Below are 25253 nucleotides of genomic sequence, written 5' to 3'. Positions count from 1 at the left end.
GAAGACCCCACGCCATACACCTCAACGGGCTCACCCGCACCAGTGTGTCCCGACGTCGCCGAGCGACCCCCCGATTCTCATCCCCCAACGCAGCGACGAAGTCGCAAGCCTTCACACCTCTTGCACCACAGGTGGCTGGCCCCGGTTCGGCGCTGTTTCTGAACGCTCGGCGGACCATGAGCAGCACAGCCTCAGCCGGAGGAAAGTGAGCGGGGGTAGCGCGCCGACGTGGCCCAAAGGCGGTGGAAAGACGCGTCGACCTCGCAGCCAAATGGAGCGCTCAAACGAGAACAATTCCGACTCGGAGATCCGCCGGGTGCTTACGGGTGATGTACAACGACGACATGGCATACGGTCCCGACGATTGGTCTCCCGCCGACAATCCGCTCGCCATTGCCGTCTCTGAAGGGCTGTGGTGGCTCTCCGCCGTCCGGCTGGCTGCGGCACGTATGAGGGACCTCGGTGATGCACGCTCGGGTCCCGTCAGCTCAGCCCAGCTCGATGCCCGTGCACTTATCGTGGCACTTGCCCAGTTGCTCGGCGCAGAGCGGCTTACGCACGAGACGCTCGCGGCACTCGATGTGGATCCAGTGGTCGGTCGGAATCTCGCCGCATCGCGTTCGCAGTACCTGGTCGCGCTCCAAGGAGTCCAGGAGATGCGGAATGCCTTGATCCACTTCGAGGATTGGGCACGAGGTCAAGGTCGTGGGCCCCAAAGGCAACAGGTCATGGCGGGCGACGACCCGCGCGACGTAGCCAGCGACTACTGGCCCTTTGTGTACGACACGGAAGCACAGTCGATACGCCTCGGACCGCACGAGTTTGAAATTGCAATCGCGGTCAACGCCGCCACGCATCTTTACGAGGCGATCTACGAAGCCAGCAAGGCGGTAGACGAGACATGGCGTCGCCAATAGCGAGCCATGCGGCGAAATGAACCATCTCAGGCGGCGTCCGGCTTCATGGCTCACGCACTTCTGAGCGGCGTGGTGGGGGCCGGCTGCTTGCCTGCTTGGCCTGGTTCACGGGGATGAGCGGTGGCGGCCTCCGACGAGGCGAGCGGTTGCGGCCTAGGGGTCAGAAATTTGGGGCCATGAGTGCCGACTTGTTGTTGCCTCGGTGACGTGTCGCGCTACTGTCGCGCCCTGAGACCTAGGAGGTGGGTCGTGGCGGCCCCGGAGACGATCAAGAGACTTATAAGGCGTTACGCGGAAAACCGCCAAACGTACGAATCCTTGGCCTACGTTGAGGCTTCCCTGCGTCAGGATTTTCTTGATCCGATGATTTCGGCGCTTGGGTGGGACGTAGGAAACCGACAGGGTCTACCCGAACACCTTAGAGAAGTAGTGATCGAGAGCCGGCTCGACGTTGACGGTGGCAAGAAAGCCCCAGACTATGCATTTCGTGTGGGCGGCAAAACCAAGTTCTTTTTGGAGGCCAAAAAGCCCTCAGTCAAAATTAAAGTTGATCCGGCGCCGGCGCACCAAGTGAGAACGTACGGCTGGAATGGTAAAGTTGCGTATTCGGTTCTTTGTGACTTTCAAGAACTGAGCCTCTACGACACGCGGATTAAGCCCGAAGAATCTGACTCGGCGTCAGTCGCGCGCCTCCACTATTTGACATTTGACAAGTATGTGGATGAGTGGGACTGGATCGCTGAACGATTCCATCGCGACTCCGTCGTGGATGGGAAACTGGATCGCATCGCGGCGGATGAGAGAGTGCGTCGAGGGAGCGTCCCAGTTGACGACGCAATCCTTGACTACATTGAGCACTGGCGACTAAGCCTGGCCAAGAATATCCGAAAGAACAATCCCGGTCTATCTGTGCATGATCTCAGTAGTGCGGTACAGACGATTATCGATCGAATTTTGTTCCTGCGTATCTGCGAAGATCGCGGGATTGAGCCATACCAGGGGCTCCGTGAGGCTAGCAAGAAGCCCGAGATTTACCCCGCGCTCGTTGAGATGTTCTTCCGAGCAGACGAACGTTATAACAGTGGGCTTTTCCATCTGAAGCGCGAGCGAGGCCGTGGTGGTACGCCGGACGTTGTGACTTCCGGGCTCCACGTTGATAACCGACCCCTAAAGCAGTTAATTGACAACCTGTACTGGCCGCGAAGTGCCTTCGATTTCCGTATCTTAGGAGCTCAGGTCCTAGGAAACGTCTATGAACAATTCCTTGGCAAGGTCATCGCATTCCAAGGGGTTGACATTCGGATTGACGAAAAGCCGGAAGTCAAGAAGGCTGGGGGTGTTGTCTATACCCCCGAGATGGTTGTGGACCACATCGTGGACGAGACGCTCGTCCGGGCTCTTAACAATAAGACTATCGCGCAAGTGAGCGGGACAGATCGTGGCAAGTTTGCTCATCCGCTGCGTGTGCTCGACGCGTCATCCGGTTCCGGCTCCTTCCTGATAGTCGCCTACGAGCGACTCCTTAACTGGTATCTGGAGCAGTACCTCCGGGACACTGGTCAGGCTGCGAGTGGAAGGAACCCCAAGATCTTCCGCAGCTCGGACGATCTCTGGTTGCTCACCACGGGTGAGAGGAAAAGAATCCTAATCGACCACATCTTCGGCGTGGACGTCGATGAACAGGCGGTCGAGGTTACTAAGCTCTCCTTGCTCTTAAAGGTTCTCGAGAACGAATCCGCTGAGACCCTCGACCAGCAACTTACCCTCTTCAAGGAGCGAGCCCTGCCGGATCTCGATCGAAACATCCGTTGTGGCAACTCGCTCATCTCGACGGACTTCTTTAGTGACGAACCGTCACTGTTCAAAGACGAGTCTCGAATGAGGCAGATCAATCCGTTCTCGTGGACCGATGAATTTCCTGAAATCCTTCATGGTTCGCGGCCGGGGTTTGATGTTATCGTGGGCAATCCGCCGTACGTCGTCATTCAGGGTGAGTTTCGGGACGACTCGATGCTGGCGTACTATCGTTCTCACTACCGAGCCGCTGCCTACAAGGTCGATCTCTATCACCTCTTCATCGAGAAGTGCCTAGAGTTGACGAGAAACGACGGTTACCTTGGACTCATCACGCCTACCAACTGGATGACGAACAACTATCTCCAGGGCCTGCGGCGGCTCATTCTCACTGGTAGTCGATTAGAGGAGGTTGCGGTTTTGGACCGCAGCGTCTTCGCTCAACGAGCTGTCGATTGTGCCATCATGACCGCGCGGAGGGGAAAGCCCGCGAAGGAGATTACGGTCTCGCGGTATGTTCCAGATGTCGGCAGAAACTATCTCGACTTGGTTCAGGGCACGAAGCTCGATGTCGCCAAGATTCTTGCGACGAAGGATGCCCTACTCACAGGCAGTCACGCTTCGGACGATGTCGCACCAATCTTGGATAGAATTTCCAATGCGACAGAGAAATTGTCGATGATCGCCAATGTGAACTTCGGCAAGCAGGTACGAAATCGGAAGATATACACCAGCGACGTCCTCCATTTAGACGGACTCTCGCGGAAAATCCCCGTTGGGTACCGCTCGTGCCTGACCGGCGGAGACGTCACCCGGTGGGCAGCCACTTGGTCAGGGCTTGCATGTACCACAGACCTTGCTGCCCGTTCTGGAGGATCGTGGAACCCTGATATCCAGGACCAACAGGTAAAAGTCCTTTGTCGCCAAGTGGGACTTTTTCCGGATTTTGGCCTGGATTCACATGGTCACCAGTGCCTCAACACGATGTTTATGGTTACCCCGAAAGAGGAGGGAACCTCACCCTATTACTTGCTTGGGGTCTTGAACTCTCTACCGGTTAGAGCGTATTGGTTAGATCGGTTCTGGGACAGGCGACGCACGTTCCCAAAGATCAAAGGCGGATACCTCAAGGAACTCCCGCTCCCCGGGCGGGTCGATCCACGAGTGGCAACCTTGGCCGAGCGCCTGCAGAGCATCACCACCGAGATGCTTGGACTTGCTGGAGACAGCCACCGACGTGAGCAACTGGCCAGAGTTGTAACCACCAGCGAGCGTGAGTTAGATGCGATCGTTGGCGACGCCTTCGGCCTATCATCCATGGACTTGCGAGTGCTATCGGAGTTTGTGGCCAACACAGTGCGTCAAGACTGAGTAATGGGTCGTCTGCGAGTTTCTGCGCCCGCCCCCTACTCGCGACTCATTCGCACCAAGGTCCAGTCGTGGCCCCCGATGGCCTGCTCGCTACTTTGCGCGCAGTTCGCCCGGAGGGCGCGATTGAGCTTGGCGCCAGAACCCGGCCGACGCGTCCCAAGCCGGTGGCCCCCAGTGTGAGGGACTGGCCCCCGGTCTAGTTGAGGTGTCAACCAAACTCGGGTCCGTCTCGCCTTCCAACATTGGTGTCGTAGGTCCGAGCGCCGCAACCGGGCTCGTCGTCACCGAGCCCACTTACGCCGCGATATTTCCGACGTTTGGCGTCTGCCATTAGCGTTCGACTTCACCCCGCAATAAGTGCGCTGACGGGGCGTGGACGAGAGGGCTTGTAGATATGGTTCCGTGTGCGCGCGAGGTACTGGTGCCAGCCAGAGCAGGGGACTGGTAGCTCTGGGGTTCGCGTTTTCTGTTGTGCCCTAGGTGAACCGGCGGTTCTCTTGCTGCCCTATACCGAACAGGAGGCGAGCGTCGCCTCGCGGACCATTCGTGGTGGATTGGTGTGGCGACTCTAGTGGGAGCGATGACCGTAATCGTGGCTGCCCGCTAGTCGCCGCCGGCACAAAATTGTGGGCAGGTCGCGCCGCAGGTGTTCGCTTACGCTGACACGCGGCGGATCGACGCACGGCCGTTTTGCCCGGCGGGGTGCTGACTGGTCTTACACCCCCGTTGACCCAATGAGCCTCCGGTATCTGGTTGTGATCGCATCCTCGCCACCTTCGAGAATCTCGCAAACGTTGTTCTTCACCGCCAATGTCTGCAGAGTTCCCTCAGCCTCGATACCCGGAACCACGTCGCCGTGTTCTAGCACGAGAATGTTCTCTGCGGCCGAGGTCACGACCACATTGGCGTTGTGGGTGGAAATGATCAGCTGCCGTTGGCTCTTGATGTCCTTCAGCGTCTCAACAGCGAGATGCCTAATGAGCTTGTTCTCCAAGTCATCTTCCGGCTGGTCAAGCAGCAGCGGGTCCGTACCCATCTGAAGAATTACCGTAAGCAAAGCCGCGGTTTTCTGGCCGGGTGAACCCCGATCTACCGGGATGTAGCCCTGGCCGTCCCGCGGGCGATAGCGGACAGACACGAGGTCCTCCGGAAACCACAACATGATGTGGGTTACTAGGTCGAAAGTGTCGCTGTTCGCCAGCCGCGTGTAGAAGCGGCGGTCGACGGTGATGGATTTTCCGATTGCAGAATCGGCTCCGGCCTCGACGAACTCGATGAGTGCCTGCTTGAACGAGGCCACCGCTTGTGGAAACCGCGGATTTCTCGGCTCTTGACTCAACAGGGCAGCGGCAATGCCGTCACTGCCGAATGCCGAATCGAATGATTCTGGGCAGTTGAGAAGGCTCCGCAGGTCGTCCCCAATGCTTTCAACGTCGCCTTGCTGGTGCACCTCCACCTTGGTCGGGGAGTCCGCTGTTGTGCCGAGCTGCCTTGTGTACTCCCGTCGCCGGGTAAACAGTTCGGTCCGCTTAAAAGAGATTTTTGCAAGGAGCCGATCGATGACTGCTTGCTGCTCCCGAACTCTCCCCTCGGAGCTCTCGACCTCAAGCAACTCTGCTTCCAGCTCCGCCTCTCGTTGGCGGTCCGCACGGGTTTGTTCCGCCGAGATCCTCGTAGATCCACCTTGTTCGCTGAGCCAAGCATTGAGTTCCGCTACTCGCTCGTCCCAGCGATCAGCCGTGCCTTGTGCGGCCCAGAACATCCTTCCAGCCGCTAAGGCCGAGGACGCTTGCTCCAAGAGATCAGCAGCCGAGGCGAAGGTGTCGGCCCGTACGTCGAACTCGGTTCCGCGCAGGGTATCGGTGACAAAGCCACGTAGCGTGCGGGCATCGGCGGCCAGCCGTTGCTCCAGGCTCAGGGCCTGCTCCTCGGCAGCTGTAGCCTCCCTGATTCGGGCCTCGGACCGTTCGAGCTCCTGGTACTCAACGCTAGCCCGCAGCTCCGCCAGATGCCTCAGCCGGCCCTGTACCTCCTGGAGCTGCCCACGGATGCGGTCCGCCTTCTCCGTCTCGGCGAGAAGTTGGCGAAGCTTGTTTCGCTCTCCTCTTAACCAAAGGTGCAGTTCCTCGTACTCCTCATCCCACTCGCCGCGCTGGATCGCCGGCATGTCGTCCAGGATCGTGAGGAAGCTCTGCGGTGACGTAGCGAGTTCATAGATTTGCTTCTGACTGAAGATGCGGACTGGAGCGCGATCAACGGCCCGGCCCGATTGTTCCTGCCAGGAGTCGCCTGTCCATAGGCTGAGCTTCGGCTTCTCGGGGTTAGTGCCGGACCAAGTGACACGTAGCAGCCGCTGGTCCTTCGTGTAATCCACCACGATCTGGGTCTCGTCGTCCCACCAGCGCTCCCCAACGTCGGCCTCGGGGCTGAACCGCCTGAGGTCGTCGGCAACAGAACCCTCCAGCTCATGGCTGCGTCCGAGCGCTAGACGGAGCAACTCGACGAGGGTCGACTTGCCAACTCCACGTCCCCCGATCAAGCAGTTCATCCAGGGTCCGAAGCGGTACACCTCGGCAGCGTCCCCGCGCGTTACCTGCACGCGGTCGATGTGGCCATGGGCGGTGGCGTTGAGGTCGCCGTAGCCACTTCGGCATCGACGTACCGACTCGCCGGGATCGGTCAAAGCGAGTAGTAGTCCATCCAGGTCGAGAGTCTGCGCTTTGATGAGGGTCAGATGGGTGCCAGGCGCCTTCGCCTCGATCCCGGGCGGGCAGGAGGTCGTGGTCAGATGGTGGGCATCAGAGCCGAGAACCGGAACCCAGCCATGTCGCTTTGCAATACCGACCTGCGTGTCATCCACGACCTCAACCGCCATGAGGTGCGACGTCTCCGCGAGAGCCACTAATTCACGGTGGTCCATTCCGAAGATGCCGCGAGGCTGGTCAGCGTGCGCCGGAATGCAAATCCCACCCAGCCCCGAAATCTCCTTGGCAACGTCGGCAACCGTCATGTTGGCCGTCTGGTCGCTCGCCCCGCGGGTGCCTGCGTAGCGGCAGAGAGTTAGCGCCTGGTTGACAACATCGTCGTCGGCCGCAGGGTCGAACACGCCGAGAATGTGAATCCCTCCCGTTGCCGTGATCTCGACACCCGGGAAGATCACGAATGGCGGTAGTTCTAGATCCTCCCCGCGTAAGTCCTTCAACGCCTGGCGGGCTGGCTCGATCCCTAGGTGCGAGTTGTGGTCCGTGACAACGATGCCGTCGACGCCCGCGGCGATGTATGCCTGAATCCACTCCCTGAACGACGGCTTCGACTCGGCGTTCAAGCTGCCCTCGAGGCCTCCGTAGTCGAACGAAGCCGGCGAATGAGCGTGCAAATCGAGACTCCACCACCGCGCACCCGCATGCTCTTCCGCCTGAGGCATCGAGGCTTCCAGGATTTGTGCGGATACAGGAGCGGCCGTCATGGGCTGATGTTTGCATGGCGCGCCGCGCCGCGCCGCGTCGGCCGGCCGGCCGGCCGAAGCCGAGCTGAGCCCGCCGATGAAGATCAGCCTTTTTTTGTAACCAACCGACCTCGGTCCGCACGGACAGGTTTTGGCAGCAGCCGCCCTTCAGAGACTTCGCGAGTATCAGCAGTGGCGGTCACTCTGGGCTACTAGAGACTTCTCGCAGGGCCGGCGTCTGGCCAGACTCGGTCTAGGTGCCCCGCGGGATCGCTCTCTATTGGGCTGCCCACCTGAAGTTCGGGGTGTGGCTCACTATCGGTTTGCTGCCCTCGGGGCGCCGCTGACGAGGTGTGGCTCAAGAAGGGACTGCTCTGCTCGTAGTAGCAATGCCCACCTCGCCGTCCACATCGGAACGCATAGGCGGGAGCAGCATCATGGAGCAGGTCATCATCGGCGTAGATCCCCACAAGTTATCGGCCACCATCGAGGTCGTGGACCGTCACGAGCGGTTGCTCGGCTCGGGACGGTTCACCACCGAGCAGGCCGGCTACAAGGCCATGCGCACCTACGCCAAGGCGTGGCCCGACCGGGTCTGGGCCGTCGAGGGTGCCAACGGAGCCGGTCGGCCTCTCGCGCAACGGCTTCTCGAAGCCGGCGAGCGCGTCGTCGATGTACCGGCCAAGCTCGCCGCCCGGGTCCGCCTCTTCGACACCGGACACAACCGCAAGACCGACGCACTGGACGCACACTCCATCGCTGTCGTCGCGGTCCGCACCAGCACCCTGCGGGTGTTGCAGGTCGACGGCGAGCTCGAGGCACTGCGGATCTTGACCGACCGCCGCGAAGCACTCACCCGGCGCCGGGTCCAAACAGTCGACCGGTTGCAGGCCCTGCTGGCCGAACTGCTGCCTGGACAGGCCAAACGCGACATCACCACCGGTCAGGCCAAGACGATGCTGGCCAGCGTCCGCCCCCGCGACATCGCCGGCAAGACCCGCCGTCGTATCGCTGTCGAGGAATTGGCTGAGCTGATCGCGATCGAGGCCAAGATCAAGAAGACCACCGCAGAGCTCAAGGCCATCGTGCTGGCCCGTGGGTCGCACCTGATGGACCTCCACGGCGTCGGCCCCGTCGTGGCCGCCCGGATCCTGGCCGACGTCGGCGACGTGCACAGGTTCGCTGACCGCAACCGGTTCGCGTCCTGGACCGGCACCGCCCCACTCGACGCCTCATCTGGTGAACAGAACCGGCACCGGCTCTCCCGCGCTGGGAACCGACGGATGAACCACATGATCCACATCGCCGCGGTCACCCAGCTACGCCTCGACACCGACGGCCGGGCCTACTACCGGCGCAAGCGAGCCGAGGGCAAGAAGCCGCTCGAGGCGATCCGATGCCTCAAGCGAAGGATCTCCGACGCCATCTACCGACAGCTCCTCGACGACGCCCAGGACGACGCCGCGCGGAATCCTGGAGCGGGTCCGGGAGGGCACTGCGGGGCGACTCTTCAGTCCAGCGCGGTCGACCTGTCCCCGCACATCGACACTTCGGATCAGCCACTTCCCGGACCCGCGCGAAAGACGCTACGCCCGACCGGTTGACAACAGAAGGGAGCCGGTACGCAGCGGCTTGTTGGCTCGCCCTATGCAGGCAGGGTGTCCGGCACCCAGCGTGACGGTGAGGACCTGAGACGCGCTAGGTCTGGGCGTACGCCGTTGCAGGACGCCGGCGGTGCTGCTCTGAACAGTCGACTGCGAATGGCCCGTGCTCGAGGCGGTGGAGCACTCCAGGGAGCCACCGGTCATGCCAATCGGACGCGGCGGTGAGGGGGGCGTCGCGCTCCTCGTAGGCGTATTGCCAAGCGAGCCAAAGCGCTGTGAGCTCCTCGACGACCTCGGGATGCTCGGACCAGCACGGTGGCACTTTACGAGCTAGCGGGTAGCGGGAGCGCAGCCAGTCCACCCAGCCCGTGAGTTCCTGCCACAGCTGCTTCGTGGCGACGTCGCCGAGGTTCCGCCAGCTCCATGCGCTCGGCAAGCGGCCTGAAGCGTTCAGCGTCTCGAGATCCTCGACCCGGGAGAGGACGTCCGCAGCGACGTCGGTGACGGTGTTGGTGGTCTCGTCGAGGTCGCGGCGGAGCTGGCTGAGGAGCTGCGCATGACGAAGCAGCTGCTCGGCTAGGGGATCGGACTGTGAGGCGTCCATGGACTCGCTCATGAGTGCCGGCTGAGGTGGCGGAAGCGGCGGTCGGCGTACCAGGGGAGCAGTCGCACGCGGGTTGGCGGGAGGTTCTGGTAGACCAGCACGGCCTGGCCGTCGGGTAGCTGCTGCAGTCGGTGCAGGGGCGCGAGCTGGTCGGGGTGCTCGCTGAGTGAGCGGGACCGTCGTCCATCGGCTCCAGTGGTGGATCCGTGGCTCTGCGTGCGGGTCTGGCCCATGAGGTCAGACCAGTAGCGCAGGGTCTCGAGGTCGCCGACGCCCGGGAGGAGCATTCGCATCTTGGCGTTGGAGACGACGGTGCGGGCGACGTCGCGGCCGCCGTACAGGTGCTCTACCTGGGCTAGGTCGTGGTAGATCAGCAGCAGCTGGATCCCGTTGCCGCGTGACGTCGTGAGCAGGTGGGGGAGCCGGGGGTAGCGGAAGACGTTGCCGGCCTCGTCAAGAGCGAGCAGCAGCCGCGGTTCGAGTGGCCCGCCTCGAGCAGCGGCGCGTCGTTCGGCCTCGTGGGTGACCGCGGAGACCAGGGTCGTGAAGTACGGCGCGAAACGGTCGCCCTCCGCGCTTGGGGTGACGATGCAGAGTGTCCCGTTCCGATCGAGGAGGTCGGCGACGGTGAAGCCACCTCGCTCGATGGCCGCGCGGACGCCGGGTCGGGAGTAGGTGTCGGCGAGGCCGAGGGCGGTGAACAGGACGGACCCCTTGCCCTCTTCGTGGATCTGCCACGTGGTGGCGTACTCCTGGGCGACCTCGTTGTGTCCAGCGCTCCGTAGGACATCCTCAACGGTGTCGCGGGCCTTCTCGCCGGCGTAGACCCACTGGGTCCACTCCGCGATGCCGCCCTTGCTCGCATTGGCTGCGAGGAGCAGTCCCTTGAGGTACTTCCGTGCTTGGGCATTCCAGGGGCGAGCCTTGGGGTCGTCGGTCATGCCGGAGGAGTCGACCATCCACTCGGCGACCCGGTCGGCCGCCTCGCGGTTGCTGGCGGCCTCGATGGGTGACCAGCCGGTGGTGTCGTGCCCGGGTGCTCCGCCGGGCGCGATGACCCAGACCGGCCCGCTGGCGGCACGAGCCGAGCAGACGGGTTCGAGGTCCTGCGGCTTGGCAGTGGTGAGCACGACGGGGCCGTTCCAGTCGAGCACGTTGGGGACGATTAGGCTGGTGGTCTTGCCGGAGCCGTTGGGGCCGAAAGCGACCGCTGATACGCAGTCCTCACCGGCCAGGAGTCGAGAGCTCGCGCGGCCTCGGCCGGCCACGAGCCGCCACCGGCGTCGCTCGGGAGCGCGAGCCACCGCGATCGTGCGTTCCTCACGACCAGACGCCCACGTCGCGGGATCCGAGCGTCGGTCTCCTCTCCCTGCCCATCGGACCAATGCCGCGCTGATCACGACCAGGAGTAGAACCGTGAGGAGGCCGAGCACCGCCCAGAACAGGCCGACGTGCAGATCGGCGGCATGCGGGTAAGCGTAAGCCCATGAGCGTGCGGCCCCGTCCCCTCGCGCGAGTCCGAACGTGAAGCCGGGGGAGTCGGTGAACGACGTGTGCGACAAAGGTGTCCCGGTGAGGACCAGGCTGCCTTGTGCCGCGATCCAGCAGAGGCTGGAGGCGGCCAGGATGCCGCCCATCAGCCACAGGACGGGAACGGCGAGCTGGTCAGGTCGCTCGTCATGGCCCCTCATGACGCCTGACCTCGCATCCGGCCGTCGGTGTCGACGACGTCGACCTCAGCCGGGCCGAGGACGTGGTCGACGATCGCGGAGTGCTGTCCGATGCGCCACAAGCCGCGTCCCCGGGAGAGGTGGATCAGCTGCTCGGCCTCGACGTCAGAGAGGCCCAGTGCGGTAGCGGTGGCATCGACCTGGTCGGACTCCTGGGCGTAGACGATGCGGGTGGAGCAGTCGGCGAGCAGTCCTTGGGCCAGGGCGACTGCCTCGCTCCCGCTGGCGCCGACGGCTCCGAGGTCGGAGATGCGGTGGACGACGGCGAGGTTGGCGACGCCGAGGGCGCGGGAGAGCTTCCACTGCGACTGCATGCGCCGCACGAGGGCGAGGTGGCGCAGCATGCGCCAGGCCTCGTCGTAGACCACGAGGCGCCGGCCGCCACGGTTGGCGGAGAGGGTGGTCTCCATCCAGGCCGAGGCGCAGGTCATCAGCAGAGCGATCGCGGTGTCGTCGCCGGCGAGTCGTGAGGTGTCGAGGACCTGCATGGGTGCGTCGAAGTCCAGGGGCTGGGTGGTGGGCCCGTCGAAGAGCCCGGCGAGGTCGCCCACGACGAGCCGGCGCAACTCGAGTGCTGCGCTGCGCGACTCGACGGCCAGCTCGCGCGCGGTCATGTTCAGAGTGCGGGCGGTCTGCTCGTCGGGCTGCATGAGGGCGTGGACGATCTCCGGGAGGACCGGGGCGGTGCCGCCGGCGGGGTCGTGACGACTGGTGACGCTGGTGAGGGCGAGCAGGAGCGCGTTGCGCTCGACGGGCTGCAGACGCCGGTCGAGGGTCGTCTCGGCGAGGGAGGCGAGCAGACCGTTGCGGCGGGCGAGCACCTCGCGCTGCCAGTCGTCGGACGGCATGCCGTCCGGTTGTGGGCCGGGGTCGAGCGGGTTGACCCGGGCGGGGAGGCCACGGCCGAGCACGATCGGTTCGACGCCGAGTGCGCGCGCAACGGGGCCCCACTCACCCTTGGGGTCGCCGGGGACGTAGACCCGAACGCCGAACGCGGTCATTCTCAGCGCGAGTGACTTGGCCAGGGCGCTCTTGCCGCGTCCGATGACGCCGGCGAGGAGGATGTTGGGGTTGGTGATGACGTTGTCGGCGTACAGCTCCCAGGGGTCGAAGACGAAGCTCGCATCCGATCCCGCCTGGCGGCCGATGTAGACGCCGCGTGAGCTCAGAGTTGAGTCGACGACGAAGGGGTAGACGGCCTGCAGGTTGCGTGTCGTGGCTCGGTGCGCCGGGGTCCGCATCGGTCGCAGCGGGCGACCGATGGCCTTGCGTGCCTCGAGGGGCTTGGTCCTCATGCGGTCACCCCGAGGGTGAGGGGGAGTCCGCCGAAGAGGAAGGCCTGGTCGACCTCGCCGTAGACCCTGCGGAGCTCGAGGGCGCTGCGGACGGCGACCTGCTCGACGGTGGAGCAGGCGGCTTCGAGTTCGTCGCGGGTGGTGGCGCTGACGGTGATCCAGCCGGTGTAGCGGTACTCGGTGTGGCCTCGGACGAGTTCCTGCTCCCGGCGTTCGAGGGCGGCGTACTCGGCGTCGTCCTGGGCGGTCTCGACCTGGCCGAGGCGTCGGCGCTGGGACTCGTCGGCTCGCTTGGCGACGCGCTTGCTGCGCAGCTCGCGCAGGGAGCGGGATGGGGCGATGGGTTCGGCGGTGACCGACACGGTGCGGCGTACACCGCCCAGGGCGACGAGCGGGTAGATCCAGGCTGCCTCGACCGGCACCGAGGGCCACTCGGCGATCCAGAAGACGGCGTGGATGCCGCTGTCGGTGCGGTAGTGGTCCCAGTGGGCCTCGGTCGCGATGGGGCCGGCGGCGCGCAGGCTCGAGAGGGCGGCGTCGTCGTGGCCGGCTGACCAGACGGGGTCGTACTGGCTGCGCACGAGGCTGGCGAACTGGTGGGGGTCGAGGGCGCCGATTACGTCGATGTCGGCGCGGGCGAGGGCCTGGGTGACCCAGCTGACCTCGGCGGTCAGGACCTTGGCGGTGCCGGGCGTCCCGCAGCCGGCCTGACGGATCGGGCGCCGGAGCTTGTGGGCGTCGATGGAGATGGCGACGTAGCTGTCGTGGCGTGTGGCGGCCGGTCCGGCTTTGGCGATGAGGTCGGCGTACTGCGTGGCGTATGGCGTGGACTGGTCACCGTGGTGGGTCCACCAGTCCTCGAGGTCGTGGCCGCTGTCGGGGACGGTGCGCTCGAGCCACTGGACCTTGGAGATGCGCGACCCCTCCTGCCCGCACTGCGAGAGCAGTGCGCCCCAGTCGGCGATGCGGCGCTCCTGGGAGGCGCGGTCGGCGAGCACGTAGTTGGACCCTCGCACGCGGAGGACCATGGTCCACTGCGTGCCCATCCTGAGTGCGGCGATGGAGCCGGTCGGGGTCGTGACGTCGTGCAGCTGCAGGTGCTGTCCGACTCCCGGGAGGTCGATCCGGTCCTCCTTGCGTCGGGTCATCGCGTAGGGGCCGCCGCGGTAGGCCTTGCCGCGCGTCACTCGGTTGTGGGTGTGGTTGGCCAGGGGACGGGTCCAGTCGACGGCCGTCTGGCCCCCGACGGGGGTGAGCGCGACGATGCTGGCCGCGGTGAAGACGGCGAAGCCGAGCACTCCGCCCTGGGAGCCAGCCAGGAGAAGCCCGAGGAGCACGGCGGCGAATCCGGCGCCGATCAGGAGCACCTGGGCGCCGCGGAACCCGACGAGGATCCCGCCGCGATCGCGGCGGCCGAAGGTGTAGGTCGGGGGCTCCTTCGTGGTCTGTGTCATCACGAGTCCTTTCCGGTGGTGTCACGCGTGGGAAGGTCCGGGCCGCGCAACGGCGCTTGGGCCCCGTCGTCGGGTCTGGCGAGCTCGACGGCCTTGGCCGGGGCGGTGCGCACGGCCTGGCTGGCAGCCGCTTTCGCGCCGGCGGCGGTCTCGGCGGCGACGCCGGCCGCCATACCGGCAGGGCCCGCGGCCGCGCCCGCGGATGACGCGGTTGCCGCCGACGAGCCCGCGGATGCTCCGGCCGAGCTGCCCGTCGTCTTCCCCGGCGAGGCGAGCGGTGCTGCTTTGACGGGCGTCGGTGCCTCGGGGCTCGGCCCGGTGGACTGCTGTCGGGCCATGTCGTGACGGCTCATGCCCGAGTGAGAGCTGGAGTGGTGCAGGCGGCTGGTCACGGGCCGCATCCCGCCGCTGAGGTTGCCCATGGCCTCGCCGGCCAGGTGGGTGTCGGCCGCGAAGTGCACCAGCCGCAGCATCACCAAGGGCGCGAAGCAGGCGCCGCACATGAGGACCGTGGTGCCGACGAAATCGCTGAGGGACTGGCCGGTGCCACGCGAAAGCAGCGCGAGACCGATGCCGAAGAGCGTGAAGATCGCGGTCTTGGTGAAGACCAGGGCGACGAGGACCTCGGTCGTCTTGCGGACCCAGCTGCGGGTGGGGGCCCACAGGCAGCCGGCGATCAGGAGTGGGGCGAAGGCGACGACGACCAGGATGGCGATCTTGCGCAGGACGAGGACGAACCACAGGATCAGCCCGGCCACCAGCATGATCAGCATCAGCAGGAGGAGCAGCATGTTGGCCGCGATCTCGCCTTGGCCGCCCGCGATGTTGTGAAAGCCGGTGGCGATCTGGGTGATCGCGTCGCTGAGGTTGTAGCCGGTCACCTGCACGACGCCGTGGGAGAGCCAGTCGTCCAGGCCGATGAGCAGCTGGGCGAACACGATGTAGAACGCGCCGCCCAGGCCAGCGACTCCGATCCCGGCAGCGGCTCGGGTCAGGGTGGTGAAGTCACGGCGTACGGAGGCGACCACGAGCGCGATGGAGAGCACGACTCCGATGAGGGGCGCCGCTAGCCCGAGGAAGCCGTAGTAGACGTGGCGGTACGTCGGGTCGGTCAGCGGCACGGTCGAGGATTCATCGATCACCTTGATGATCTGGCCCAGCAGCATCTCGGCGCCCGAGGCGATGGACTTGGTGATGGCGCTGAGCCCGGAGTTGGCCACCTCCTGCCCGCCCTTGCATGCGAGGTCCCACCAGGAGCAGCCCGATGAGGATGCCTGTGGGGGTGAGGTTCCCGAACCGAGTGCGTACGCGGCGAACGGCATGGCGGTCAGCGGATCTGGGTGCCGAGGTTGGAGAAGAAGTTGATGATCGGCGCGGCGCCGCCGGCGATCATGGCGGCGGCTCCGCAGACCAGCACGCCGGTCTTGCCCTTGGAGACGGCCTGGTAGTTGCCGCCGAAGCTGCCGAGCGACCAGATGATGACGCTGATGAGCAGCCCTCCCAGAGCTGCGAGCAGCGCCCAGCCGCCGAGGCCGTTGAGGATCTGCTGGATCTGCGCGCCGCCGGGCAGTCCGTTCGGGTTCGGGTTCACGCTGACCTTCGTGGGATCGAGCATCGTTCTCTCCTTCTGGGTGGTGGTGTCGTGCTCAGAGCAGGTGGCGCTGACGCAGCCAGGGAAGGGGGTTGACAGGCGTTCCGGTGGCGATGGGACTTGCACCGAGGCGGACCTCGAGGTGGAGGTGCGGCCCCGTGGTGTTTCCGGTGCTGCCCGAGAGGCCGATGACGCGGCCGGCGGCGACCTGGGCACCCCGCTGGGTCTCGAGACGTGACAAGTGGCAGTACCAGGTGGCGACGCCACCGGCGTGGAACACGCGCACCGCGTAGCCGTAGGGACCCGCCCAGCCCGCGAACACGACCGTGCCGTCACCAGCGCTCATGACCGGGGTCCCGGTCGGGACGGCGAAGTCCTGGCCGGTGTGGCAGTTCGTCCAATGGGTCCCACACTCGCCGAAACCAGCGGTCATGACGTAGGACGCGTTGCCGAGCGGGAACGTCCAACGCCCGCTGCCACCGCTCGTGGCTGGGCCGTCGCAGCTGGTCGGGTCGACGTGGGCGACCCGGTGGACGAGCTGGGTCGCGAGCTGCTCCCACTTGGCGTAGGCGTCCGGGTAGGCACTGACCTGGACGGCCTGGGCCGCTCGCCCGATGGGCATGGTCTGCCATCCCGGGATGCCGGTGAGTCCCCGCTGACCGCCATGGCCGCCCGTGAAGAACATCCGTGCTGCGGTGGTGGGGTTGATTCGATCGGCGTACGACGCCCAGGCCGCACGCTGCTGGAACACACCGATGGAGTCACGGTCGCCGTAGGACAGCGGACGCAGTCCCGACTCCTGCAGACCTGCAGCCAGCGCCACCACCCAGCCACGAGCGGGCACGTGGGTCTGCTGACCGACACGCACCACAGCTGCGGCGACTCCGAGCTGCTGCGCGTCCAGACGTACGCCGCTCACGCCGCCGCCGGGGACCGTCGGTACGCATCCCGCCGAGGTGAGGACCGGGGGAGCAGCGACGGGCACCAGAATCACCACGACACCGAGGAGCAGGAGAAGCAGGGCCACGACGGGTGCGGAGAAGAGGACCAGGGCTTTCACGAGCACGCCCCCTCTGCGTCGGCGACGAGAGGGCCATCGGCGGTCTCGGCCAGGTGCAGCTCGAGCCGTTCAAAGGAGCGGACCGTCACGAAGTCCGTCCGGGTCGTGCGCAACAGTTCGACCACGACGTGATCAGCCGACCCGGCCTGCGAGACGCCATTCACGCGAACCCGCACTTGCTCGCGTCGCGCGCGGAGCGCCGGCCAGTTCAGGTGGGCGCGGTCGGAACGGCGGAGTCGTGTGAGCTCGGAGGGAGTCACGAGACCCGCAACTCGGTTCAGGAACGCTGCTTTGGGCTCTGAGATCGCTTCGTAGGCGCACACCCCGTTGACGAACTCGGTCGACACACGAAGCTGCTGCATCGACGCCAGGGCGTACGCCGGCGGCTGCGGCTGCGGATCGGTGTACTTGGCAGCTGACTCGCTCGCGGTCACGGGGCGCCCCAGGGACTGCACGCCGCACCCAGCCAGCACGAGCGGCGCTGCGGCCAGAGCAATGAAGCGAGTCTGGGGGCCCATGGAAACGCTCCCGAGGCGGTCGAAGGGTCAATGCCCTTCGACCATCACCCCGCCTGGAGCCGCGGCTGGAACCCCCTCAGCCGGATCTGTGGAAAACCGGCCCAACCACGAGGGCTGTGGATCTAGCGGGTCATCGACCCGATCAACGTGGTGAAGAAAGCGACCGCGACCAGCAGCAGAATCGTCCAGCGCAGTACGTGAGCGGGGCGCGCGCGCCGTCGGTTTCGAACCGGCGGATAGCTCGCGGACGCGTCGCGCAGGCCCTGTTGGTAGCCCTCTTGGAACGCCCGCTCGCGCTCAGAGGTCACGACTCGCTCGTGGTCCTCGCGCCAGAAGAACTCGCCGTAGATCTCCCGCAGCGGATTGTCGGCGTCGACGATGACCACGCGGGAGGGCCTTGACTGGTCGCTCATGGCACATCAACTCCAGTCCGGTCCCGAAGTCCAATCAGGGTACGCCTGTTGCCGACATACTCGGAGGGTTCGATACACGCCGCGACGTTTACTCGAGCGTCGACGGCTGGGGCAACTGAACCTGGAGGAGCGCAAATGACTGGCGGTCGACCATGGGTGCCGGTGCGTGGATTCGCAGTCGTTCTCTTGTTTCAGTTGGTGATGACCGGCATGACTCTCTACTGCGCCTTCAACAGTGAGTACTTCTGGGCTGTCGTGTTTGGAGCTCTAGCTATCTGGTTCGTGCGTCTAGTCGTGATTGTGGGTCGGGCGGCGTTCGGGGGGCGAGGTTGAAGTGGCGATTGTGAATGTCTTTAAAGGCCGAAAGGGTGTCGGCCCCCGCTGAGGTCCGCCGCTTGTCTTCCACACGACGTCACGCCATCGACCCGGAGTTGCTGGTGTCTCGGGCGGGGGTGACGGTGGGCCGTTTTCGAAGCGGGACCCAAGGAGCAGTAAGGGCCAGCAGGGTCATCGGCTGAGAGCAGCGGCAGCCACCTCCAGCGCTGACCGCGCAGCTCAACGCTCCCTAACCCTCGCGCGGACTGCACTTGTCCGAGCATCCGTGAGGTTCCGGTGCAGGTTCGCGCACTGCATTTCGCCCCGTCGCCCTCCCTAGCCCCTCAGGGGGGTCTGCGCTAGCAACTCCAATGCAGTTCAGAGGGTCGGTGAGCTGCACGCGATCCCGCGCAAGCTCGGGCTGGAGGGTTCAAGTTCATGGAGAGTGGCGTCCAAGTCCACTCGCCTTGCTGACCCGTGGTCGCGTTGACCGTGGCTCGCCCGGCGCTGCCAGCAGCCCGCCAGTTCGAAACTGACGGTCTCCAGACCAAGCGGGATTCTCGTGGCCAAGTTGGTCGCCAGCGCAGCCGGGTCGATCCCGGGGAGCGTGACGAGCTGACGAAGAACGCTTCGTAGGCAGCACAGATCCGACTCGGCGCCCATTCCCCGTGTAGGCCACGCATCAACGAGTTGGTCCACCAAGACGGCCGCAGCGGGCCGAGCCGTCGCGGCGACCGTCGCGACCTCTGCCTGCCCTCCGTAGCGCAGGAGGTCTGCGGGATCGTGCGCCCCCGTGGCCATCGACGTGTCCAGACCCCGAGACATCAACCACCGAGACGCTGGTAGCAGCGCCCGCCGACCCGGGCCGTCTGGATCGAGCGCGAGCACCGCGCGGGCGATGCCAGTCGCTCGCAGTTGGCTAGCGTGGTCACCGGTGAGAGCGCATCCGCACAGGGCGACGCCCGATGGCTGGGCAGTGCTCGTGGTCAGGCTGAGGTCGACCGCGATGGCGTCCAGCGGACCCTCGGTGACGATTACGCTTTCAAGCGGGGTGACCGCTTCTCCGAGCCCAAACAGAAGCTCGCTCTTGGCATAGATCTGCGTCGTCGGCGAGTTGATGTACTTCGGGGCTTCTGAGGGTGCTCCAGGGGACTTGCGGGCGGTGAAACCGCAGAGGCGACCCTCCCGATCGCGGATGCCGAAGGTGATGCGGTCGCGGAACCGATCAATCAGTCCACCTTGTCTGGTGCGCAGCACCAGACCGGCGGCCATGAGTTCGTCTGCGCCGAACCCCGAGCCGCGCAGGTGGTCGCGGAGATTGGTCCACCCGCCGGGTGCGTGCCCAACCGTCCAGCGACAGTCATGGCTCAACAGCGCGGCGAACCCCCTATCCCTGAGGTAGGCGCGCGGGCCTGATCCGGATGCGCCCAGGAGGCCGCGCCGGAAGAAGGCGGCGGCGGCTTCGTTGGCGGCGTACAGCCGGGGGTCTGGGACGGGCCCGCTCATGGTCGGAGGCCACCAAGCTCGCGTGACGCGACCCGTTGCCGCCCCAGAACGCGCGCGTCCCCAGGTTGGGCCCTGTTCTCGTCGTGCGGTTGCAGATCGCGCAATGCGTACGCCGCGGCCACGCTCGCCGAGCCTGCGGTCACCAGACAGCTGGCGAGGTCAGCCCCTTGCTCCGCCGTGATCGGACGCCATTCCCGCCGAGGCTGGGCATAGACCGGTTGCTTGGTGAGCAGCGCTCTGTCGACCGTGAGTACGTTCACCGTTGCGCTTGCATCAGTAGCCAGGCGGGGTAGGGCCTCGGCGATCGCGAGCCGGAGGGGGAACGGGTCGGTGTCTTCTCCCAGGACCGTGGCCACGGCCAGCTGCAGGTCGTGTGGGGCCTTGGTGACACCGCGGACGGTCGCGGCGAACTCGGCTCCGGCGGTCCTCCACGCCGCGTGCGCGACGGCGAGTCGGTCTTGTGCGTGCGCGGTGCGAACACGTCCTAGACCCGTGGTGGGACGGGGGAGCGGGCCGTCCGGGTCGGTGGACACCATGCCCAGGCGAGTGATGTCGCGGACGCTCTCGGGGCTCGCTGGTGCCCGCCCGACGGCTTGCATCCGTGCGATCTGGCGAACGAGACGCAGCGCGTTCAGCCGATCTTCGAGGGAGCTGGAGCCGGGGACCAGCGCATACCTGGTGGGGGCAGCCTTAATGCCCTCGAGACCGCGACCGGACATCGGCTCGGAAGCGTGCTCGAGCTCCCACAGCGCCGCCTTGCTGACCGTCTCCAGGGTGAGGTGGAAGCTACGCACCCGAGCCACCACGTGACTCAACTCAGGGCTTCTCTCAAGCGAACGTCGCTGCCAGCGAAATCGGTCCAGAGTTGCCTGGGCTCCGGCCTCTGCCTCGACGATGAGCCCCACGAGCGTCGCGCACGCACGCAGGCTTGCTGGCCCGACAATGAGCTCCTCTGCCTCGTGGGTGTGCATGACGGAGCCGGTCGTGTGCGTGGCGACCAAATCGTGAGCCGCCCCGAGCGACGCGGCTGCTCGCGCCCAAGGACCGTCCGGGACGTCGCGGTGCTCAAGGCGCCGAATTCTGCGGATCAGGTTGTCGAGGCTGGAGTGCTGGGTGCCGGTCAGGTCGCGCAGCTGGGCCAGGTGGGTGGCGGCGACACGAAGGAATCGTTCGTAGCCGAGCAGATCGGTTGTGACGTCCTCGGCGGTGTGCTGCGCATGCACATGAGCCACGGCAACGTCGAGGTCGGTCCGAGCCGCGGCCACAAGGTCGCCGTACGACACGGCCGAGTCGTGGTAGGGCGGGGATGAAGGCGCAACTGGGTACGGCACAACGACACCTCCCGAGCGGTGCTGATTGCGTGATGGGACGGTCAGAGACTCAGGCGTGGTCCTTGCCGTGGAGTCGTGACGGATCGATTGGACGGAGACCTCGGTCGACCGATGTCGTGCGCAGCCCGGACCGGAGGACCGGTCTCGGCGGCCGCTTGCTCGCGCAGTGCTGCCTGGTAGGCGTCGGCCTGTCGGGTGCCCGGTGGAGGGGGAGCACCAAGACCGTCGGGGTCGGTGACGTCGTACTGCTCACGGTAGGCCCCAATCAGGCTCCCGAGCTCGGCGAGTCGGTGCCGAATGAGTGATGCCCGCTCCTCCAGGTAGGGCGACCATCCGGCGTGACCCACGTCTGGAGCCGGAAGCCAGGGGAGTGGTCCGGGTTGCGAGTCAGAGCGTCGAGTCCATCCGTGGTCCAGGATTCGCTCGGCCAGCACGAGCGCGGGCGAGCGGGCCTGGTCGAGGTCGACCGTCGCCACGGCAGCCCGGAATATGGCTTCTGCGTCGTGACCGTGTCCGCTCGCAGTTGCCAGCGCGTCTGCCAGTCGACCGCGCGCCGGGTCAGCCAGCAACCGCGATCGGATACCCGGATCAAGGCTCTGCGCTGCCTCCGTCAGCGAGTCTGCGGCGGCGTGGTGCCGTGCGTGTTCGTAACGTCGGACGAGCACAGGCAGGGCCTCGGCGGCGCCTTGGACGTCCCGGAGCGCCTCGGTAGCTGAGCCGTCCGTGCTGCGATGGCCGAGCACGCTTGTGAGGACATCCGCCGCCGTGGGCGGAGTCTCCGGCTCGTGCTCGCTCAGGACGTCGGCGTCGCTGTGGGTCTCGACGTACCAGGTCGTCCGGGTGCGGGCACGGGTGGAGGCGACGTAGAGCGCCTCCCCGGTCATGGTGCTCGTGACGAGGGCGTGGGCGGTGTTGGTGGTGGCGCCCTGGACGCGGTGCACGGTGCCGGCATAGGCGAGTTCGACTGACTCGGCGACGTAGTCAGCCGGCAGGCGGATCCGCCCTGCCCGCTCGATGTGCCGAAGGGTCAGAGATCCGTCGTGATGGCGGCGTACGACGCGCCAGGTGTCGCCGTTGCGGACCCATCGGCCGCGGCCGTACCCGAGAAAGCGGTCGTTCTCCCGGGTCGTCACCCGGTCGCCGACCCCGGCGAGGTTTCCGTCGTGAAGGATCACTCCGTCGAGCTCGACGGCGCCCGAGGCGACCCGATCCAGCCTGGCGCGGGCGTTCAGGGCGACCACGTCGTCGTTGGTCGCCGCGATGAGCACCGAGGACAGCCCCGCGGCGTCGTCGCTGGCCCACCCGGCGTATGCGAGCTCCAGCACCTCGGTATCAGACCCGGAACGAATTCGACCTTGGTCCTCGTAAAAGGTCAGCGCTGAGACACTTCCCTCGCGCAAGAGGAGGCTCGCTCTTGCCTCGTCGGGGTTCTCGAACCTATGCAGCTCGGTGAGGTAGATGGCGCCGACCTCGTGCTCGAGCAGCCGCAGTGCCCCGCCCGCGTCGACCGAGGCAAGCTGCGCCGGGTCGCCGAGCAGTCTCAAAGTCGCCCCGGCCTCGGTCGTCGCCCGAAGCAGGCGAGCCAGTTGCATCGTGCCGGCCATGCCCGCCTCGTCGACGAGCACCAGGTCGCCCGGCTGCAGCTCGAACCACGGCTCGGCGGGGCCACCGGGCCTGTCGAGCTCGAAGAGGAACTTGTGCAGGTTCTCGGCGCGGACGTCGAGCTGGTCCCCGAGGACCTCGGCGGCTCGTGCGGAAGTGGCTAGGGGGACGAGCCGGCCGCCGTTGGCGCTCCAGACGTCGCGCAGTGCCTGCATGGCGGTGGTCTTCCCGGTCCCAGCGGCACCAATACCGACGACGAGGCGAGCGGGCGACGCGAAGGCCTCCACGAGGTGACGCTGGCCAAGATCCAGCATCTGCCCGCTTCGAGCCTCACTGAGCGCAAGGGCAGCTTGGACGATGACGTCGTCGCAGGTGGGCCCGTCGAGTGAAGTGCCAGCAGCAACGAGGGCGTCCTCTGCGGCCAGTACGGCGCTGGTGGTGAAGCGGTCCGACCCGTGAGGGATGAAGGTGCTCCGACCGTCAGAGGCGCGGCGGAGCCCGTCAGGCTCAGCGATCAGCTCAGGCTCCGAGATACGGATCGCGAGGCCAGGGCCGGTAGCGCGCCCGACGACGGCCTCGGTGGCCCTCGTCCGTGAATGCTCGTCCTCAAAGTGGTTGCTCCGCAGGGCCCGCTCGGTCTCGGCGTAAACGTTCCACAGGGTCCACGTTGCTCGAGTCACCGAGATGGTGCGTACGACGTCGTGGGCGACCGCGTCGACCTCGTCGTCAGAGATGTGCGTGACGGGATCTGCGCGGTGGAGGGCCGAGGCCACAACATCTTCGACGGGGCGACCCAGCACCGAGTCGGCTTGGAAGCGCCAGTCGGACACCTGCTCGGCCAGGGCGCGGACGGGCGGCTTGCCCTGTCTGGTCTCCAAGGTGGCCTGCTGGGCTAGTGCCAGGGAGGCGGATCGCTTCGGCTCTCGTCCGTGAGTCAAACGAAAGGAGGACATCAGCTCGGCCAACCGTGTCTCGATGGCGGCACGTCGGCGGGAGAAGTGAGTGATGAGCTGCTGCGGGATCCCGACCACCTCGCGGACCGGGCGCTTGTTGCGCGAACGCCCGGAACGCTCCTGGAACTCCACGCCGAGCCGGCGCGCGAGCTCGTCCTCGAGGCGGGTGTTGTAGTGCTCAGAGGCCGCAACGCCCAGCCCGAAAAGCCCTCGGGCGTCCAAGGACCGCCAACGTCCGTCCGACCCGCAGACCTTGTTGGCGACAGCGACGTGGGTGTGGAGGTCCGGGTCGCCTGCACGGGACTCTCGGTGGTCGAAAGCCGCGCAGATCAGGCCAGTGGCGTCGATCTGGGCGACACCGGCATGCCCGGTCCGCGTGAACGCGGCGTGCGTCTGGACCCAGTTCATCGCCGAGGCCACGGCAGCGTGGTGGGCGTCCTCGACCTGGGAGCGGGTTTCAGGTGAGGACAACCCCCACAGGATCGACACCGACTTGACGGGAGTGAAGACCAGATCGAAACCCGACACGGTCCGAGAGGCCCGGCCCGGGACGGACGTGAACTCGTCCTGGCCGGCGAAGGGACGCCCGAGCCGCACTTGGCTGGACGTAGCGCCCGACGCCAACAGCCGCTCGGCATTGGGGTGGAGACCTTGTCCGAACAGCGACTTCATCTGCGCCTCGTACACCGGGGTGCCTTCCAGGCCAAGTAGTGCCGATCCGGCGCCGAGCCACACCCCGGGTGGGTTGCCTCGCGCGACGTAGTAGTCGGCGAGGGACTGCCCGCGCGGACGCTGTTCGTCGGCCGAGGCGACCTGACGGGTCAAGTAGGTGTAGCCGTCGCCGGCGGTGAGCTTGTGGACGGTCATCACGGTGCGCACCTCGCGTCGTACTCGATCATGCCGACTCCAGCAGCTGCTGCAGCTTCGCCGTTACGACGTAGACACGGCCCCCGAGATGCGCGGTCGGGAGGTCACCGGTGGCCGCACAGCGGTACGCCGCCGAGCGGCTGATCCCGAGCAGCTGAGCAGCCCGCGGGATGGGGATGAGCAGAGGAAGGTCGTGCAGCTGCGACGCGATCAGCTCACTGCTGGTGATCGGTGCTGTCTCGATCGACGTGGTCATCACACAACCCACAGGTTCGGAAGCAGACCGGACGCGGACACAGCCGGCCGGGCTGCGTCGCGCGAAGCCGACGCCGGAACTCGCGGCCCTGACAGCACCGTCTGTTGCGCGACCTGCCGTCCTGTGGCGTCGACGACGGGCACACCTGCTCGCAGGCAGTGGATCTGGAACATTGCCACTACGTCTTCGACCGCAACACGGCGGCCGTCGCTACGGAGGAAAAGGTGGGTGGCCTCAGGGAATGTCGACCGGCGGTCGCGCTCCCATGCGGCGACGTGTCGGCGCACCACCTCGAGGGTGACCGGCTCGATCACGAAAATGAGGTCGGTCTGACCTCTGCGACGCCCTGCGCGACCGTCCGCATCTTGCGGGCTTCCCATCCGCAGCTCGCCCATGATCACGTCGACCTGGTGGCGGCGCAGCCGAGCCAGCTCAGCCAGACCGACGCCGCTGGTGACGGCCAGGTGCCACAGGGCCGAGAATCGGTCTCCAGCGATCTGGCGCAGGAACGTCGTGTGCTGGGCGTCGGTCCAGGCGACGGCGGGCTCCGTCAGGTCTCTCATGGTTGCCTCCGAGTGGGTTATCCCCAGTTACGCACCACGTCCTTGACGTCCCAACCACGCCGGT

At 66.0% G+C, this 25253-nt stretch carries 18 protein-coding genes; 3 read left to right on the top strand and 15 right to left on the bottom strand.

Annotated elements, in window-relative coordinates:
* Nucleotides 1-329 precede the first annotated feature (329 nt).
* Both ACYVDA_RS15940 and ACYVDA_RS15935 read left to right on the top strand, forming a co-directional pair.
* The gene (locus tag ACYVDA_RS15940; RefSeq protein WP_460819411.1) at nt 330-917 is read left to right on the top strand and encodes a hypothetical protein; all 588 of its coding nucleotides are present in this window, start codon (nt 330-332) and stop codon (nt 915-917) included.
* A gap of 249 nt (nt 918-1166) precedes the next feature.
* On the top strand, nt 1167-4082 hold the full coding sequence (locus ACYVDA_RS15935) for an Eco57I restriction-modification methylase domain-containing protein (protein ID WP_460819410.1): 2916 nt from the start codon (nt 1167-1169) through the stop codon (nt 4080-4082).
* Nucleotides 4083-4797: 715 nt separating this feature from the next.
* Here ACYVDA_RS15935 and ACYVDA_RS15930 read toward each other — a convergent pair.
* Nucleotides 4798-7548, bottom strand: coding sequence for a TrlF family AAA-like ATPase (locus ACYVDA_RS15930; RefSeq protein WP_460819409.1), 2751 nt, complete (start codon nt 7546-7548; stop codon nt 4798-4800).
* 368 nt (nt 7549-7916) lie between these two features.
* On the opposite strand from ACYVDA_RS15930, the gene ACYVDA_RS15925 reads away from it, so the two are divergent.
* Nucleotides 7917-9131 carry an IS110 family RNA-guided transposase gene (locus tag ACYVDA_RS15925; protein ID WP_460819408.1) on the top strand — a complete coding sequence of 405 codons (1215 nt, stop codon included), beginning with the start codon at nt 7917-7919 and terminating at the stop codon, nt 9129-9131.
* A gap of 94 nt (nt 9132-9225) precedes the next feature.
* Here ACYVDA_RS15925 and ACYVDA_RS15920 read toward each other — a convergent pair whose 3' ends face one another.
* The 14 genes from ACYVDA_RS15920 to ACYVDA_RS15855 all read right to left on the bottom strand — a co-directional run bounded on the left by ACYVDA_RS15920 (nt 9226) and on the right by ACYVDA_RS15855 (nt 25189).
* Nucleotides 9226-9747: a DUF4913 domain-containing protein gene (locus ACYVDA_RS15920; RefSeq protein ID WP_460819407.1), complete on the bottom strand. Its 522-nt coding sequence runs from the start codon at nt 9745-9747 to the stop codon at nt 9226-9228.
* A complete protein-coding gene (locus ACYVDA_RS15915) occupies nt 9744-11039 on the bottom strand; it encodes a type IV secretory system conjugative DNA transfer family protein (RefSeq protein ID WP_460819406.1) in 1296 nt (431 codons plus the stop codon). Before ACYVDA_RS15915 ends, ACYVDA_RS15920 begins: the two co-directional genes overlap by 4 nt.
* Before the next feature lie 383 nt (nt 11040-11422).
* Entirely contained in the window at nt 11423-12760 is a 1338-nt protein-coding gene (locus tag ACYVDA_RS15910) for an ATP-binding protein (RefSeq protein WP_460819405.1), read from the bottom strand.
* Entirely contained in the window at nt 12757-14214 is a 1458-nt protein-coding gene (locus ACYVDA_RS15905) for an SCO6880 family protein (protein ID WP_460819404.1), read from the bottom strand. Before ACYVDA_RS15905 ends, ACYVDA_RS15910 begins: the two co-directional genes overlap by 4 nt.
* Complete coding sequence (locus ACYVDA_RS15900; RefSeq protein ID WP_460819403.1) at nt 14214-15434, bottom strand: type IV secretion system protein; 1221 nt, start codon at nt 15432-15434, stop codon at nt 14214-14216. The genes ACYVDA_RS15905 and ACYVDA_RS15900 overlap by 1 nt, the downstream gene beginning before the upstream one ends.
* A 107-nt stretch (nt 15435-15541) precedes the next feature.
* Entirely contained in the window at nt 15542-15829 is a 288-nt protein-coding gene (locus tag ACYVDA_RS15895; protein ID WP_460819402.1) for a DUF6112 family protein, read from the bottom strand.
* 31 nt (nt 15830-15860) lie between these two features.
* Complete coding sequence (locus ACYVDA_RS15890; protein WP_460819401.1) at nt 15861-16865, bottom strand: M23 family metallopeptidase; 1005 nt, start codon at nt 16863-16865, stop codon at nt 15861-15863.
* Nucleotides 16862-17299, bottom strand: coding sequence for a hypothetical protein (locus tag ACYVDA_RS15885; protein WP_460819400.1), 438 nt, complete (start codon nt 17297-17299; stop codon nt 16862-16864). Before ACYVDA_RS15885 ends, ACYVDA_RS15890 begins: the two co-directional genes overlap by 4 nt.
* Before the next feature lie 206 nt (nt 17300-17505).
* Complete coding sequence (locus ACYVDA_RS15880) at nt 17506-17769, bottom strand: hypothetical protein (RefSeq protein WP_460819399.1); 264 nt, start codon at nt 17767-17769, stop codon at nt 17506-17508.
* A 720-nt stretch (nt 17770-18489) separates the two neighbouring features.
* Nucleotides 18490-19617, bottom strand: coding sequence for a toprim domain-containing protein (locus tag ACYVDA_RS15875; RefSeq protein WP_460819398.1), 1128 nt, complete (start codon nt 19615-19617; stop codon nt 18490-18492).
* Entirely contained in the window at nt 19614-20900 is a 1287-nt protein-coding gene (locus ACYVDA_RS15870; protein ID WP_460819397.1) for a hypothetical protein, read from the bottom strand. Before ACYVDA_RS15870 ends, ACYVDA_RS15875 begins: the two co-directional genes overlap by 4 nt.
* Before the next feature lie 89 nt (nt 20901-20989).
* Nucleotides 20990-24370, bottom strand: a complete 3381-nt coding sequence (mobF, locus tag ACYVDA_RS15865) for a MobF family relaxase (RefSeq protein ID WP_460819418.1) — start codon at nt 24368-24370, stop codon at nt 20990-20992.
* A gap of 28 nt (nt 24371-24398) precedes the next feature.
* On the bottom strand, nt 24399-24626 hold the full coding sequence (locus tag ACYVDA_RS15860; RefSeq protein WP_460819396.1) for a helix-turn-helix domain-containing protein: 228 nt from the start codon (nt 24624-24626) through the stop codon (nt 24399-24401).
* Nucleotides 24626-25189 (bottom strand): hypothetical protein, encoded by a 564-nt coding sequence (locus ACYVDA_RS15855; protein WP_460819395.1) that lies wholly within the window; start codon nt 25187-25189, stop codon nt 24626-24628. Before ACYVDA_RS15855 ends, ACYVDA_RS15860 begins: the two co-directional genes overlap by 1 nt.
* Between the last annotated feature and the right edge of the window lie 64 nt (nt 25190-25253).

The organism is Nocardioides korecus (assembly GCF_054778395.1).
The sequence above is the reverse complement of the archived record's forward strand: the minus strand, read 5'-3'. Positions and strand labels throughout refer to the sequence as shown.

Excerpts from the sequence above, each read along its gene's own strand:
- ACYVDA_RS15940 (WP_460819411.1), top strand. The coding sequence starts at position 330 with ATGTACAACGACGACATGGCATACGGTCCCGACGATTGGTCTCCCGCC.
- ACYVDA_RS15930 (WP_460819409.1), bottom strand. The coding sequence starts at position 7,548 with ATGACGGCCGCTCCTGTATCCGCACAAATCCTGGAAGCCTCGATGCCT.
- ACYVDA_RS15925 (WP_460819408.1), top strand. The coding sequence starts at position 7,917 with ATGCCCACCTCGCCGTCCACATCGGAACGCATAGGCGGGAGCAGCATC.
- ACYVDA_RS15920 (WP_460819407.1), bottom strand. The coding sequence starts at position 9,747 with ATGAGCGAGTCCATGGACGCCTCACAGTCCGATCCCCTAGCCGAGCAG.
- ACYVDA_RS15910 (WP_460819405.1), bottom strand. The coding sequence starts at position 12,760 with ATGAGGACCAAGCCCCTCGAGGCACGCAAGGCCATCGGTCGCCCGCTG.
- ACYVDA_RS15905 (WP_460819404.1), bottom strand. The coding sequence starts at position 14,214 with ATGACACAGACCACGAAGGAGCCCCCGACCTACACCTTCGGCCGCCGC.
- ACYVDA_RS15895 (WP_460819402.1), bottom strand. The coding sequence starts at position 15,829 with ATGCTCGATCCCACGAAGGTCAGCGTGAACCCGAACCCGAACGGACTG.
- ACYVDA_RS15875 (WP_460819398.1), bottom strand. The coding sequence starts at position 19,617 with ATGAGCGGGCCCGTCCCAGACCCCCGGCTGTACGCCGCCAACGAAGCC.
- mobF (WP_460819418.1), bottom strand. The coding sequence starts at position 24,370 with ATGACCGTCCACAAGCTCACCGCCGGCGACGGCTACACCTACTTGACC.
- ACYVDA_RS15860 (WP_460819396.1), bottom strand. The coding sequence starts at position 24,626 with ATGACCACGTCGATCGAGACAGCACCGATCACCAGCAGTGAGCTGATC.
- ACYVDA_RS15855 (WP_460819395.1), bottom strand. The coding sequence starts at position 25,189 with ATGAGAGACCTGACGGAGCCCGCCGTCGCCTGGACCGACGCCCAGCAC.